This is a genomic window from Thermococcus sp. JCM 11816 (assembly GCF_055396515.1).
This window is the reverse complement of sequence record NZ_AP043741.1, coordinates 1,905,248-1,918,494: the sequence shown is the minus strand read 5'-3', so window position 1 is coordinate 1,918,494 and position 13,247 is coordinate 1,905,248. Positions and strand designations below refer to the sequence as shown.

At 51.3% G+C, this 13,247-nt stretch carries 16 protein-coding genes and 4 tRNA genes; 4 read left to right on the top strand and 16 right to left on the bottom strand.

The window, feature by feature from the left end; genetic code table 11:
* Positions 1-2: 2 nt before the first annotated feature.
* The 3 genes from ACZ5TN_RS10685 to dcd form a co-directional block, all read right to left on the bottom strand.
* Positions 3-1,277, bottom strand: coding sequence for a TIGR04013 family B12-binding domain/radical SAM domain-containing protein (locus ACZ5TN_RS10685; RefSeq protein ID WP_464916696.1), 1,275 nt, complete (start codon positions 1,275-1,277; stop codon positions 3-5).
* An 83-nt stretch (positions 1,278-1,360) separates the two neighbouring features.
* On the bottom strand, positions 1,361-1,564 hold the full coding sequence (hpkA, locus tag ACZ5TN_RS10680; RefSeq protein WP_011250364.1) for an archaeal histone HpkA: 204 nt from the start codon (positions 1,562-1,564) through the stop codon (positions 1,361-1,363).
* A 338-nt stretch (positions 1,565-1,902) separates the two neighbouring features.
* Positions 1,903-2,370, bottom strand: a complete 468-nt coding sequence (gene dcd, locus ACZ5TN_RS10675; protein ID WP_464916695.1) for a dCTP deaminase — start codon at positions 2,368-2,370, stop codon at positions 1,903-1,905.
* 113 nt (positions 2,371-2,483) lie between these two features.
* Here dcd and ACZ5TN_RS10670 point away from each other — a divergent pair.
* Positions 2,484-2,561, top strand: a tRNA-Arg gene (locus ACZ5TN_RS10670).
* Between the two features lie 879 nt (positions 2,562-3,440).
* Here the strand turns inward: ACZ5TN_RS10670 and rpl12p are convergent.
* From rpl12p to ACZ5TN_RS10620, 10 genes are all read right to left on the bottom strand, one after another.
* A complete protein-coding gene (gene rpl12p, locus ACZ5TN_RS10665) occupies positions 3,441-3,761 on the bottom strand; it encodes a 50S ribosomal protein P1 (RefSeq protein WP_011250366.1) in 321 nt (106 codons plus the stop codon).
* A 70-nt stretch (positions 3,762-3,831) separates the two neighbouring features.
* Positions 3,832-4,854 carry a 50S ribosomal protein L10 gene (locus ACZ5TN_RS10660; protein ID WP_464916694.1) on the bottom strand — a complete coding sequence of 341 codons (1,023 nt, stop codon included), beginning with the start codon at positions 4,852-4,854 and terminating at the stop codon, positions 3,832-3,834.
* 5 nt (positions 4,855-4,859) lie between these two features.
* Complete coding sequence (locus ACZ5TN_RS10655; RefSeq protein WP_054839900.1) at positions 4,860-5,510, bottom strand: 50S ribosomal protein L1; 651 nt, start codon at positions 5,508-5,510, stop codon at positions 4,860-4,862.
* Positions 5,511-5,623: 113 nt separating this feature from the next.
* Positions 5,624-6,121, bottom strand: coding sequence for a 50S ribosomal protein L11 (locus ACZ5TN_RS10650; RefSeq protein WP_464916693.1), 498 nt, complete (start codon positions 6,119-6,121; stop codon positions 5,624-5,626).
* Positions 6,122-6,155: 34 nt separating this feature from the next.
* On the bottom strand, positions 6,156-6,614 hold the full coding sequence (locus ACZ5TN_RS10645) for a transcription elongation factor Spt5 (RefSeq protein WP_011250370.1): 459 nt from the start codon (positions 6,612-6,614) through the stop codon (positions 6,156-6,158).
* 22 nt (positions 6,615-6,636) lie between these two features.
* Positions 6,637-6,822 carry a protein translocase SEC61 complex subunit gamma gene (locus ACZ5TN_RS10640; protein WP_011250371.1) on the bottom strand — a complete coding sequence of 62 codons (186 nt, stop codon included), beginning with the start codon at positions 6,820-6,822 and terminating at the stop codon, positions 6,637-6,639.
* 30 nt (positions 6,823-6,852) lie between these two features.
* Positions 6,853-7,974, bottom strand: a complete 1,122-nt coding sequence (gene ftsZ / locus ACZ5TN_RS10635; protein ID WP_011250372.1) for a cell division protein FtsZ — start codon at positions 7,972-7,974, stop codon at positions 6,853-6,855.
* 115 nt (positions 7,975-8,089) lie between these two features.
* Entirely contained in the window at positions 8,090-8,908 is an 819-nt protein-coding gene (locus ACZ5TN_RS10630; protein WP_464916692.1) for a D-aminoacyl-tRNA deacylase, read from the bottom strand.
* A gap of 49 nt (positions 8,909-8,957) precedes the next feature.
* Entirely contained in the window at positions 8,958-9,137 is a 180-nt protein-coding gene (locus ACZ5TN_RS10625; protein WP_048053729.1) for a class III signal peptide-containing protein, read from the bottom strand.
* Between the two features lie 80 nt (positions 9,138-9,217).
* A complete protein-coding gene (locus ACZ5TN_RS10620; RefSeq protein ID WP_464916691.1) occupies positions 9,218-10,426 on the bottom strand; it encodes an L-fucose/L-arabinose isomerase family protein in 1,209 nt (402 codons plus the stop codon).
* Between the two features lie 52 nt (positions 10,427-10,478).
* Between ACZ5TN_RS10620 and ACZ5TN_RS10615 the strand changes: the two genes are divergently transcribed.
* From ACZ5TN_RS10615 to ACZ5TN_RS10605, 3 genes are all read left to right on the top strand, one after another.
* Positions 10,479-11,075: an RNA ligase partner protein gene (locus ACZ5TN_RS10615; protein ID WP_011250376.1), complete on the top strand. Its 597-nt coding sequence runs from the start codon at positions 10,479-10,481 to the stop codon at positions 11,073-11,075.
* Positions 11,076-11,101: 26 nt separating this feature from the next.
* Positions 11,102-11,178, top strand: a tRNA-Thr gene (locus ACZ5TN_RS10610).
* Between the two features lie 138 nt (positions 11,179-11,316).
* A tRNA-Pro gene (locus ACZ5TN_RS10605) sits at positions 11,317-11,394 on the top strand.
* 574 nt (positions 11,395-11,968) lie between these two features.
* On the opposite strand, the gene ACZ5TN_RS10600 is transcribed toward ACZ5TN_RS10605, so the two are convergent.
* The 3 genes from ACZ5TN_RS10600 to ACZ5TN_RS10590 all read right to left on the bottom strand — a co-directional run bounded on the left by ACZ5TN_RS10600 (position 11,969) and on the right by ACZ5TN_RS10590 (position 13,183).
* Positions 11,969-12,056: transfer RNA gene (locus ACZ5TN_RS10600), tRNA-Leu, on the bottom strand.
* 64 nt (positions 12,057-12,120) lie between these two features.
* Positions 12,121-12,810 carry a ribose-5-phosphate isomerase RpiA gene (gene rpiA / locus ACZ5TN_RS10595; RefSeq protein ID WP_464916690.1) on the bottom strand — a complete coding sequence of 230 codons (690 nt, stop codon included), beginning with the start codon at positions 12,808-12,810 and terminating at the stop codon, positions 12,121-12,123.
* Between the two features lie 4 nt (positions 12,811-12,814).
* Positions 12,815-13,183, bottom strand: a complete 369-nt coding sequence (locus tag ACZ5TN_RS10590; RefSeq protein ID WP_464916689.1) for a hypothetical protein — start codon at positions 13,181-13,183, stop codon at positions 12,815-12,817.
* Positions 13,184-13,247: the final 64 nt, after the last annotated feature.

Genomic DNA, 13,247 nt, shown 5'->3' with positions numbered 1-13,247 from the left:
ATCTAACAGACCTCCCTAACTCTCCCGTGATACGCCATAGGCTCCTCGTAGAACTCCTCTATGAGCCTCTGAAGCCTCCTAGACAGCTCAATCTGCTTGCCCCAGGAGCCCTCAATCTTTCCCTTCGCGGCCATTCTGCCGAGGAACTTCTTCATCTCATCGCTTAGAGGCGATGGCCTGCACCTCGACCATGGAGTTCCCGGAAGGGGCATGAAGTAGTGCGCCCGTACCTTTCCACCCTTCGCCATAATCCACTTCATCAGCTCGATGCTCTTTCTCTGGCTTTCCTCGGTCTCGTTTGGCAGTCCAACAATGAAGTCAACAACAGGCTCAAAGCCATATTCAAGCATATATTCAACAGCCCTCTGGACGTGCTCGACCCTATGAAGTCTGTGCATGGCCTTTAGCATGGCGTCGTCACCGCTCTGTGCACCTATGGCCAGTCTCCTGTTGTCGGCGTAGTCTATGAGAAGTTCGAGGGTTTCAGGTAGAACAAACTCCGGCCTTACTTCGCTCGGAAACGTCCCATAGAACAGCCTCCTGCCCTCCTTCCTCAGCGGCTGAAGGGCCTTGAGTAGGGCCTCAAGTTTGTCGAGTTTTAAGATTGCACCCGGGCTTCCGTAAGCAAAGGCGTTCGGCGTTATATAACGCATGTCTTTCATTCTCTTCGAGTACTTAACGATCTGGTCTATCGGCCTGTGCCTCATGCGGAAACCCTTAATGTAGGGTGTCTGACAGTAGTAGCAGCCGAAGGGACATCCGCGGGTGATTTCTATCGGCGAAATCAGGCGAACGCTCTCGGGGTAAGGCGGGAAGCGCCAGAAGTCCTCGACCTTGGCGAAGCCCGTAAAGACGAACTCACCGTTTAAGTAGAACGCAAGACCCTTAATGTTGGCGAGCTCTTTCGTGATTTTATATCCCGTCTTCTTTAGAGTCGTGAGGAGCTGGTAGAGAACCTCTTCCCCCTCACCAATGACCGCTATGTCAAAACCGAGCACATTTAACGTATGTTTTGGCATGGCTATCGCATGATAGCCCCCCGCAACTAATAGAGCCCCCCGTTCCTTTAAAAGTCTGATTTCATCCCTCAACGAGCCCCAGATCTCCTCGGTGAAGAAAGAGTACAGGACAACTTTAGGTTTAGCTCTGAGTATTTCATTGAAATCCTTGGTGATCAGGAGCTCTCCTAGATCAAAGCCCTGACTCTCCAGGGCACCGAGAAGGTGAACGAACGCGTTGTGGTTCCTCTTAGTCATCCTTACGGCTATCTCTGGCATGGGTTCAGAGCAGTAAAAGGGTCTTAAAATGATAACGGTGGGGAAACGAGAAGAGCAAAAGCGGAAAAGGGCCAAAAAGGCCTTCAGGCCTTAATGGCAAGCTTGATGTCCTCGGCCTTGACGGTCTTCCTGCCAGCGTGCCTGGCGAAATCGACGGCCTTCTTGCTGAGCTCGATGGCGTACTCCTCAAGGTACTCGGCGAGAACCTTGGCGGCATCCTCACTGACCCTCTCAGCGCCAGCCTTCCTTATAAGCCTGTCAACCGGGGCAATCGGAAGCTCGGCCATTCACAACACCTCCTTAAAGGGCTTTTCATTAAGCTTTAGGCAATTGGAGATATATAAAGATTTCGGTAAACGGAGCTATTTCTCAGGGTCTAACAACGAATGAACCCTTAGATACATTCAATTTTCAGAGATGAGTGCTACTAATAATTTAATCATGACCTCAATTCAGGAGAGGGAAACTAAACCCTATCAAAGGGCTTACCCAGGTGAAGTGGTTTAATTGGATTTAAAGGCGTTTAAAAAGTAAAAAACCAAAGACAACCATTCTAAGCGGAGTGGATTATAATCGGGCCAGAAAAAACAATGAAAACGAACAAACAGCTGATTACCAACGTCGGTTACCGTTTCCTTTTTGAGAGCGCTAGATGTTTGCTTCCCTGGTAATTTCCACGATAGGGGTTTTTAGCAGGCCCCTCCAGCCGGATAAACGCTATCTGAACAAAGCGCTCGCCGTATTTGAGCTCCACAGATTCGTTGGAAGCGTTGAACAGGGCTAGAGTGAGATTTCCATCCCATCCAGGGTCAACCCAGGCAAAAGAACCGATTAAGCCCTCTCTGGCTAGACTGCTCCTAAGCTTCATGTCGCCCATTACATCATCCGGAAGCTTGATCCTCTCGAGAGTCAGAACCAAGGCGTAAGTCTTTGGGGGTATTGTAACTCCCCCCGCATCCTTAACGTCGAGTATTTCACCGTTTACGTAAGCTTCGCCTCCAACCCTTAGGTCATATCCTGCAGGCTGCAGGGATTCTTCACTGAAAGGCTCGATCAAAATTTCCTTTCTAATCTTCCAATCGGGAAGCATCATTTAGACCACCGAAAGAGCTATATAAGTGAGAACTATAAAAACCGCACGGCCGAGGATGAGCGGTTTGGCCCGGCACTGACCTGTGCTGAGGGCCACCACATCTGAGGCGGGATGGGCCGGTGGCCTAGTCTGGACGGGGCGTCGGCCTCCGGAGCCGAAGGTCGCGGGTTCGAATCCCGCCCGGCCCGCCATCAGCCCTTGCTTGCGCAAGCGCTGGTGGAAGATGAGTATGCGTTTTTAATGAGCTGGCTTTTGAGCGGGTTTGCTTATCTAGTTGCTAGATTTACAGGATTTCCTCACAGTATAGCGCTCAAAGAGCGCTAAAAAGAAAGTTCGAAATCACAATTAACGAGAGATTTTGAAAGTAAACCCACGCGAACTTGCTTTCTGGAAGAGCATACGCTCCTCAATAAGCAAAGTTCGAGAAGAAGGGCACACTTTTGGTCAAGCTTTTTCCAAAAGCTTGAAGGGCAAAGTTTCATCAAAGAGGGAATGTCCTTTTTTACACTGCCGAGTTTTCAGTGATTCTCTCACTTCAATTGGCTATTTCAAGGGGTTACTCACAATATAACGCCCAAAGGGCGTTAAAAATAAGAAAACCCACACTCCTCTACCTATTCCTACCTATTCATTGCGAGAATTCCCCAATCCACAGCCAACTCCAAGAAGACATTCAAACTTTTGGTCAAGCTTTTGGAAAAAGCTTCCTGCGCGAAGTTTGATGAAGGTTTGTGGTTCCTTTTGAAATTGCCCTTCTACAAGGAAATTCTCTCAAAATGACCCGTCAGACAAGAACCACAAACTTTGCCTTGCAAAGGTTTCTTTGGTCAAGCTTTTCCCAAAAGCTTGCTGCGCGACGTTGAAGCTCCGCTTCAACGCACGGGACGATAGTCCCATTGAGTTTGATCAAGGTTCGTAGCTCTTTTCCAGAATGCCAATTCACTATGATTCTCCCAACAAACGGCTGTTCTTGAACGCGAGAACCCTTAATCAACTTCAAGACAAAGCTTTCCAAAAACCCAATGAAGAATTCTCATCCAAGAATATAGAGAAAATAGGGGAAGAGGACTTCAGCCGAAGAGGGCGCCGAGACCGGCGAGGGCCTCCTCCTCGCTGGCCTCCTCCTCTTCTTCCTCTTCCTCCTCCTGGGCAGCCTCAGCGGCACCGCCCTCGGCGGCCGGAGCGGCGGCAACTGCAACCGGAGCGGCGACCGGCATAGCTGCCTTCTCGATGACCTCGTCGATGTTGACGCCCTCGAGAGCGGCAACGAGAGCCTTTATCCTGGCCTCATCCGGGGTAACACCAGCGGCCTCAAGGACTGCCTTGAGGTTCTCCTCAGTTATCTCCTTACCAGCGGCGTGGAGCAGCAGAGCGGCATACACGTACTCCATCTTTCGCACCTCCAATCATCTTCATCCTTTTTTCTTTTATCACGGGTTGAGGGATACATGGGAAAGGAAATCAGCCGAAGAGCGCGCCCAGTCCAGCGAGCGCGTCCTCCTCAGAGGCTTCCTCCTCTTCCTCTTCTTCCTCCGCCTCCTCAACCTTCTCCTCGGTCGGCTGAGGAGCGGCGGCAACTGCCATTTGTGCCTGAGCGTTTAAAAGTTCTTTGGTCTTCTCGTCGAGCAGATCCTCAGGCAGGTTCTGTGCTATGAGCAGGACGGCACGTATAGCCCTGCCAAAGATGTCCTCCACAGTGTCCTTGGTGATGTAGCCGGCCTCGACTGCAACGTTCTTCGCTCCGAGATAGGCTTTCTGGAGGATGGCCTCGATTGTCTGCTTGGTTGGGTAGGCTATGTTGACTGACAGGTTGAACGCGTGCATGTAAGCCTTCTGGAGCATGTTGATGTACTCGCTCTCGTCGATTGCAAGGACGTCCGGGGTGTAGACAATCCCGTCCTCGTAAGCAGCGAGCAGGTTGAGACCGACTTCGAGCGGCTCAATACCTAGGGCGTTGAGGATCCTCGCGAGCTGCTCGGTTATGACCTCACCTGCCTTAAGGACGGTGTAGTCCTTCTGGATGCTGACCTTACCCTTCTCAATCCTCGCCGGAATGCCAAGGGCCTGCATCTCACCAACGAGCGGGCCTGGGGCTAGTGACGTCGGCCCAGCGGGAATTACAACATCCTTTGGAACGACTGCACCGGCTTTAGCAGGAGCCGGGGTCTTGCTCTCCTCAAGGAGCTTGTAGAGCTTGAACGGGTTCATCTCGGTGGCGAGTATTGCAGCACCGCCCTGAATGTGGTCGATGAGCTTCTCAAGCTCCGGCTTTCCAAGCTCCTGGGCAGCCCTCTTTATGGCGAGCTCTATGAGAGTGTTTCTGCTGACCCTGAGAAGGGCCTTACCGCGGAGCTTGTCACGCATCTTGCTGAGCGGGTACGCTGGGACACCGGCCACGTCAACGAGCGCTATCACTGGGTAGCTCTTGATGATGTTGGCAAGCTCTTCAACTTCCTTCTTCTTCCACTCTGCCACGTGAGCCATCTCCCTCACCTCTCAACCTTAACGGCCGGGCCCATTGTGGTCTTGATGTACACTGACTTCACCTGGTTTTCACCGCGCTCAAGCTTGTTGATGATGGCGTTGAGCACTGCCTCGGCGTTCTCGGCAAGCTTCTCGTCGTCCATGTCCTCGGTTCCTATTGGGGCATGAACTACAGGGTTGTTCTTGAGCTGTATCCTGACGGTCTTTTTGAGCTTCTCAACGATGGGCTCGAGGTTGGTCATTGTCGGCGGAACAACCTGCGGCATCTTGTTCCTTGGACCGAGGTACCTACCTAGGTACTTACCGATCTTCGGCATCAGCGGAGCCGCTGCTATGAAGAAGTCGTATTTTTTAGCGAGTTTTCTGGCCTGGCGTGGGCTCTTAGCCAGCTCCTCCAGCTCCTCACCACTAATCACATCAAGCCCGAGCTTTTTAGCCGCCTCGGCCACGGCACCATCAGCGATGACCGCGATCTTTGGCTCCTTCCCACGACCGTGGGGCAGCACAACCTCAAGCTTAAACCTGTTCTCCGGCTTGCGGAGATCCACATCCTTGAGGTTGACTGCCATCTCGACGGTCTGTGTGAAGTTGCGCGGCTTAGCCCGGGCCTTCGCCTCCTTCACCGCTTCCACGAGTTTCTGCCTGTCGAAGGCCACTTTACAGCCCTCCCTCTCATTTTCGTTGATTTAAACAGCCAAACGGAGAATCAAAGATGCCTTTAGGAATGTGTTTTTAAAGTTTTCCCCAAACGGGAAGGGAAAAAGAGGCCTCACTGGGCCTCCTCAGCCTTTGCAAAGAGCTCGTCATAGACACCCTCGTCGATCTCTTTCTGAACTTCCCTGGGATCCTTGCCCTCAACGGTAACGCCCATGCTGAGCGCAGTTCCGATGACCTCCTTGGCGGCAGCCTTAAGGTTCGGTGCGAGCATCTGGTCGATCTTCATCTTGGCTATCTTGATGACCTGCTCCATTGTAAGGTTGCCCACCGGAGTGTGGCCGGCTTCGCTTGAGCCCTTCGGAATGCCGAGCTCCTTCTTGATAAGCTGGCTCGTCGGCGGGATACCGACCTCGATGCGGAAGGTCTTCTTCTTGGGGTCTTCAACGATAATCTTGACGGGAACCTGCATTCCCTCGAACTCTTTGGTAGCCTTGTTGATCTCGTCAACGACCTGCTTGACGTTGAGTCCGAGCGGACCGATAGCCGGACCAAGGGGCGGTCCAGGGGATGCCTTTCCACCTTCGACAAGAACTTCAACAACCTGTGCCATTTATCTCACCTCTCAAACTTAGTCCTGTTGCCCGTCACTCCTTCTGGCGTTTGCTTATAAGTCTAACGTATTCTCCCCTAACAGTCACGGGGATTGGCACCACAGAGCTGACGAGTTCGACGACTATTTCATCCTTACTCTCGTCAACGCGGACAACCTTGGCTTTCTCACCCTTGAAGGGACCTGCAATGAGCTCGACGATGTCTCCTGGCTCGAATCCGCTGACTGCCGGCTTCTCTTCGAGGAAGTGCTCTATCTCACTGAAGGGTATCTCCCCTGGCAGAACGCGCTTTGCATGCCTGATGCCCCTGATTGCTTCCTCAACGGCACTCTTGTTGGGAGCCTCGATGAAGATGTAGCCTTTAACCTTGCTTGGAGAGAGGATAGCATAAAGGGGCAGGTTGTAAGTCTTGGCCTTGCTATAGATGAGATTGGCCGTGGTTGTCTCCTGACCAACGGTTACGCTCACTGTGAATATCTTTCCCTCTGCCATGTGTATTCACCTTTTAGAGCCGTTAGGAGCCCGTCACGAGGTAGCCTATTATTCTTATTATCATGCCAATGGTTCCAATAAGGATCATACCGATGCCAGTTATCTTAGCAGCAAGCTTGAACTCCTTCATTCCTGGCTTCTTTGTAACGAGCAGTACCCTCTTGGACTCCGCCAGGAAGGACTTGACCTTTTCGGTGAACTCTGCCATCCTTACCCCTCCTTAAAAAGATTTCATGAATTAAAGCTCGTCGAGGTCGAGCTTTATCGGCCTTCTCTCCTCCTCACCAAAGTATGACTCCTCCTCTTCCTCGGCAACCGAATAAGGTGAACTGACACCTGTGACGACGAGGAGGATCCTTATCATCTTGCCGAGCTCTTCGTCAAGCTGGATACCCCAGATGACCTGAGCCTCTGGATCGAGCTTGCTGGTGACGAGCTCTATGATCTGCTGGGCCTCCTCAAGCTTGACGTCGCTTCCGCTGATGCTTATGAGAGCGCCCTTGGCACCGCTGATGTCAACGTCGAGGAGCGGACTGTTGAGGGCCTGCTGAGCGGCTTCAAGAGCACGCTTCTCGCTGTCACTCTCACCGATACCGATCATTGCAACGCCGCCGTCCTTCATAACGGCCCTAACGTCGTTGAAGTCGAGGTTGACGAGGCCAGGCTTGGTGATGAGCTCGGTTATGCCCTTGACCGCCTGGACGAGTATCTCGTCGGCGACCTTGAAGGCCATGTGGATCGGCAGGTTCGGAGCAACCTCCATGAGCTTGTCGTTCGGGATTACTATGACGGTGTCGGTGTTCTTCTTGAGCCTTTCAAGGCCGTACTCGGCGTTCTTGATTCTCCTTATGCCCTCGACGGTGAACGGAAGGGTAACAACTGCCACCGTCAAAGCTCCCATCTTCTTTGCGATCTCCGCAACGACCGGGGCGGCTCCAGTACCGGTTCCGCCGCCGAGACCGCAGGTAATAAAGACCATGTCAGCGCCCTCGAGAGCCTCTCTAATTTCTCTCTCACTCTCTTTGGCTGCCTCCTCACCGATCTTTGGGTTGTTTCCAGCACCAAGCCCTCTGGTAAGCTCTTTACCGAGGAGTATCTTTTTGTGAGCCCTAACCTTTAACAAATCCTGGGCATCGGTGTTCATAGCGATTATCTTGGCACCCTGGATTCCAACCTGCATCATCCTGTTTATCGTGTTGCAGCCCGCACCGCCAACACCGACGACATATATCTTCGCCTGAATCTGCTCAAGGAGCTTCTTAAGCTCCTCGTCAATATCGGATTGAGTTCTAACCTCAGGAGCGCTGGCCTGCGGAGCGGCGGAGGTCCTTTCAATCGCATCTTCAATCAGCTTTAACATGGGTTCACCCTCCAAACAGTTTAATTCCCTCAATTTTTGAGGGAGAGTGGTATATAAACATAGCTAACCCAAACTGAAGGGTAAATGGCCAGTATATCCTTTAAATGTTTCGGCCTTAATCCCTGATGAACTCAAGTCCCAGCTCCTCCGCAACTGCCCTCGCCATCTGTCGGGTCTCCCCCTTGCTACCCTTCCAGTCAACGTAGATTGCATCAACGCGCTCGGCTGTTCTCTCGATGGCCTTTAGGAGGAGCTCCTTGTTGAGGGAATGTGCATATTTTGGGGCTATGTGCCCAAACGCCAGATCTGTCTGAAGTGCCCTCTTTGTCTGCTTCGGTGCATAGTGCCCCCCGCCAATACCAACGGCGACCTTGAACTTCGAATTCTGGTAGTTCTCAAGGACGTATATTATGGTTTCGGCTACAATCTCGCCGGCCCTATCGTTGACCCATTCTTCCTCGCTCGAACCGATCTCTATAAAAAAGCTTGGCACATCAAGCTCGCTTGGCCCGTGGTGGGTTGCCTCGTAGCAGACAGTCCATCCAAGGTCATTCAGTTCATTCATCTTAAGCAGAGCAAGCTTCATAGCACTTGGCTGTGCTATTGCAAGGCTTTCATCCTTCCCGCCATAAAGAGCTTTTCCCCAGTTTCCTGTCACGTGGGTCGTAAGGGCTGGGAGTTTCTGTTTGCTGGAGTGCCTGGAGGCAAATGCTATAATCTCGGGCTTTATTCCAGTCTGACGCTCGATAGCCCTATCGAGGCCATCATAGTAAATCATCTCCTGATTGGTTGTCAGTATCACTACATCATCCTTCTGGTACACTGGATTGCCGTCAAAGAGGAGTTCATCCTCTTTAAAACCAAAGTTCTCGATGAGCTTCTCCCTGATGTTCATTGACGCGAGATCTACTTTTGTAGTCATCACAACTTTCATTTTCAAAACACCTCAAAAAGAAGAGGGAACCTGTTTAATAGCGTTTCCTTCAACGTCCAGATGACGTCATATTCTTGAGAATCTCCGATATTTCCTTAGTAGTCTGGTTGATTTGTACTGCCACGTTCTGTGCAACTTCATGAACGTACCTGATAGTAATCGTGACCATAATAAGGGCCAATGCGACCATGAATAGGTATTCCAAGGCTCCCTGTGCGCGTCTCATCATTTTACTCACCCCACATAAATAAAATGGGGTAGGAATATATAACCCTTTGGTATAAAAACCCAAGTAAATAACTCAATCAACTAGTACAGCATTACCTCGAAGCCAAGTTCACTCAGCAGGTCTGAAAGCTCCTCCGGGTCAACATAGGCTAAGAGATGGTGATTCCCGAGCGTGCCATCAACGAATTCTGGAGCGTCCTCAAGTTTCAGCCTTACTTGCGTCCTGCACCGCGACTCAAGGAACTCGTTGCCCTCAACTTCAACTCCAGCAACAACTGCATGCCTCCCCCGTATCTTGAAAAGGGTAGCCTTGCCAGGAGGGAACTCAACGGCAACACCGACTCCCCTGCCGCTCTCAAAGTGAGTTCTAAGGATGTACTTTGACACCAGGGGTGCTGTGCAGTGGGCGATGACCACATGGTTTTCGTCGAAATCTGCGAGATTACCCATAAATGCAGGTTCATCAAAGAACTTCCGGATTATCATCATGCCAATCAGGGCGTTGAGTTCACCCTCGCATGCAGCAGGAATGCCCTGAGCATTGAACATGGCAAGGGCAAGGCAGGGTGTAGTTCCAATCTTCCCGATAAGGTCAAAGCACCCAACTGTAAAGCCCTCAAGATGATAGTCTTCAAGAATGCGCTTTATGGCAACGTACACCCTTCCAGCCCTCGTAAGGGACTCCCTATCTGGCTCCTTAATTTCCTCAGCGTTTTCAACGATTTCCTTAACGGCCTCCCAGCCTTCCTCAGCGGTTGTCTTCTCATAGTACTCATAGAACTTTTTGAGGCTTATGCGGGTGTAAGGTATGTCCAGCTTCTCGTTTATCAGCCAGGGGGAAACCCTCCCTATAAGGCCTATTCTGGCTCTAAGAAACCTGTCGAGAACATCTTTCATATCATCATACGCAAGGAGAGCGGCTTTAAGCTCCTCCGAACTCTTCACAACGGTGGAGGGAATGAGCCTGTCCCTGAAGTACTCCCTGAGTTCGATTGCGGCTGCAAGGGAGTTGTTGAAAGGGTTCCCGTAAAATACAGTTGGACGCCTAAACACGGAAAACTCCTTGAGAAATCCCTCCGTCCCACCTGTCAGAGGGAACAGGACCAGAGCGTCAACATCGTTGAAGTTTATCTTCTCTTTCAGGTTCCTGAAGTCGCTCCGTGACTGGATTATTTCCCCACCAACAACATCAAAATCTGGCTCAAGTACTCTGACAAAGTTCGCCGCCTCTCCTCTAAAAGCCTCAGGACTTGCCAGTTCACTGACTCCAAAAACGAGACCGACCTTCATCGAATCACCCAGATTTTTAAGGGAGAGCACCTTAAATAAAGTTGTGGTGGGCATGAAGTTCGTCCTCGATACCAGCATATTCGTGAATCCCGAGGTCAGAAAGAACTTCGGGGATAATCCCACAGAGGCCATGAAGACCTTCCTGAGCTATGCCGAGAAGCTCTTCGGTAAGGTCGAGTTCTACATGCCACCAGGGATATACAGGGAGGTCATGCATTTCGTCGACAGCGAAGAGCTAAGGCCCGCAATAGAGCTGTACATCATCAAAAAGCCCCCAAATGTCCACGAGTTGAAGATACCGGCCTTCGTTGTTTACGAGCTTATAGAGGATATCCGGCGGAGGATAGACAAGGGGCTCAGAGTGGCAGAAAAGGCCGTGAGGGAGAGCGTACTGGACACCGATAACGTTGACAACATAATTCAAAAGCTGAGGAGGAATTACCGGAGGGCGTTGAGAGAAGGAATCGTTGACAGCAAGGAAGACTTTGAGCTTATACTCCTGGCGATGGAACTCGACGCCACCATAGTGTCAGCGGACGTTGGGATACTCACCTGGGCACAGAAGATGGGGATAAAATGGGTAGACTCATCCGTGTTCAGGGAGGTTCTCGAGGGACTCGTTGAGAAGCTCGAAGGGAAAAATTTATAAAGGCTCTTCGTCATCGTATCAACGACGCCCCGGTGGCTCAGCCTGGTGGAGCGGCCGCTTGGTAAGCGGCAGGTCGCGGGTTCAAACCCCGCCCGGGGCTCCACAACAGCTTTTCTGGGGACATACTCTAACACGACATTTTTGAGGATCTAAGATGAAACTCCTGCTGTTCTTAAGGTTCTTCACGGGACAAGCGAAAAGCTTAAGAAGTACAGGCCATAATCAGCACCGCCGTCCTGGGGGGGCCGTGGGGTAGCTTGGTCTATCCTGCGGGCTTTGGGAGCCCGTGACCCGGGTTCAAATCCCGGCGGCCCCACCAGTACAAACTTCGCCTGCGCGAAGTTTGATCAAGGCTCGTGGTTCTCTTCCAAATTTGCCTTTCTACGAGGATTTTCAAGATACTCAAGCCAAACATCAGTGAATTCCCCTAAGTTTCAGCCTGCTGAAAAGGAGTTTTCTCACCTTGACGCCCTACGGGCGCCGATTAAAAAGCAAACTCAAAAAAGAGGGAGCGAATAAAAGTGGAATTCACAACCCAAGACAGCATTCAAAAAGAAAATCCTCTCGAAAGACCTGTCAAACAAGAACCACAAACTTTGACGAAACTTTTCGCCAGCAAGATTTTCCCAAAAGCTTGACCAAAAGTGCACCCTTCTCCTTGAACTTGCCTGTTAAGAGGGTGTATGCTCGTTCAGAAGGCAACTTTGTACTGGTTTACTTTCAAAATCTCTCGTTAATTGTGATTTCGAACTTTCTTTTTAGCGCTCTTCGAGCGCTATACTGTGAGGAAATCCTGTGAATCTAGCAACTCGGTAAGTAAACCCACTCGAAAGTCAGCCCGTTAAAAGCGCATACTTTTCTTCCGCCAGCGCTTTCGTGAGAAAGGGCTGCTGTGGTGCGGGGGCGGGGATTTGAACCCCGGAACCCCTGCGGGACGGGACCCTAAATCCCGCGCCTTTGGCCAGGCTCGGCTACCCCCGCACTGCCCGATAGAACGAAAATTGTGGAACTTATAAATTTAACCCAGTGGGCAAAAAAGAAAAGTTCACCTCTCCATTCTCTTAACGCCTTCTGGAGTCCCAACGAGGATTATGTCGGCGATGTCGGCGAATATTCCGTTTTCGACGACGCCAGGTATTGTGTTAAGCTCGATTTCGAGGTCGAGCGGATCCTCGATGCGGGCGAACTTGGCGTCCAGTATGAAGTTGCCGTTGTCCGTAACGACCGGGCCGTCCTTCTTCACTGCCATTCTGAGCTCCGCTGTCGCGTTGAAGACCTCAAGTTCCTCAGCGATTGCCCTCCACGCGGCAGGGATGACCTCAATCGGTACGGGCATCTTCTGGCCCAGGTACTCAACGAGCTTGCTCTCATCGACCAGGACGATGAACATCCCGGCCCTATACTCGATGATTTTTTCCATAGTGAGGGCAGCGCCGCGCCCCTTTATCAGGTTCATGTGCGGGTCAACTTCATCGGCCCCGTCCACGGCTATGTCTATTGCATCCACTTCGTCAAGGCTCACAACGGGAATTCCCGCCTCAAGGGCAAGAAGTCTGGCCTGGTGAGAAGTTGGAACGCCGTAAACGTCCTCAAGCTCCCCTTCCATGAGGAGCTTTCCGAGGTACTTGATGAAGTAGGCGGTCGTTGAGCCGGTCCCAAGCCCAACTACCATCTCATCCTCAATGAACTTGAGAGCCTCTTTGGCTACGGCCTTTTTCATTTCTTCAACGTTCATAAAATCACCCCGTAATGTTGAAGACGCACTTTATTGAAGCGTTTCCACTTTCAACCATTTTGTAGAGCAGGCTCTGGTTTGAATAGCAGACTGGCTGGAAGTCCGTCACGAGGGTGTAGGTCATCATCGTGAAGAAGAGCCAGAACAGGAACCAGCCCCAGAAGGCCTTTCTGAGTATCATCCTCGGCTCGGGGATGTCCTCCGGAAGCTCCTTCACGACTGCCATCACGAACTTATCAACCAGAACGTACAGGAGAAAGCCCAGCAGCCAGCCGGCATCATTGTAATAAGCGAGCAGACCGCTGACTATCCCAGTGATTGCTCCCCACAGGTAAACAGTTAGCGAAAACTTGTGCTCGACCGTCAGCTTCACTCTCTCTCACCTAAAGCCAATTGTCTTGGGTGGGCTTTAAAACCTTTCCCGAAGAGAAAAAGAA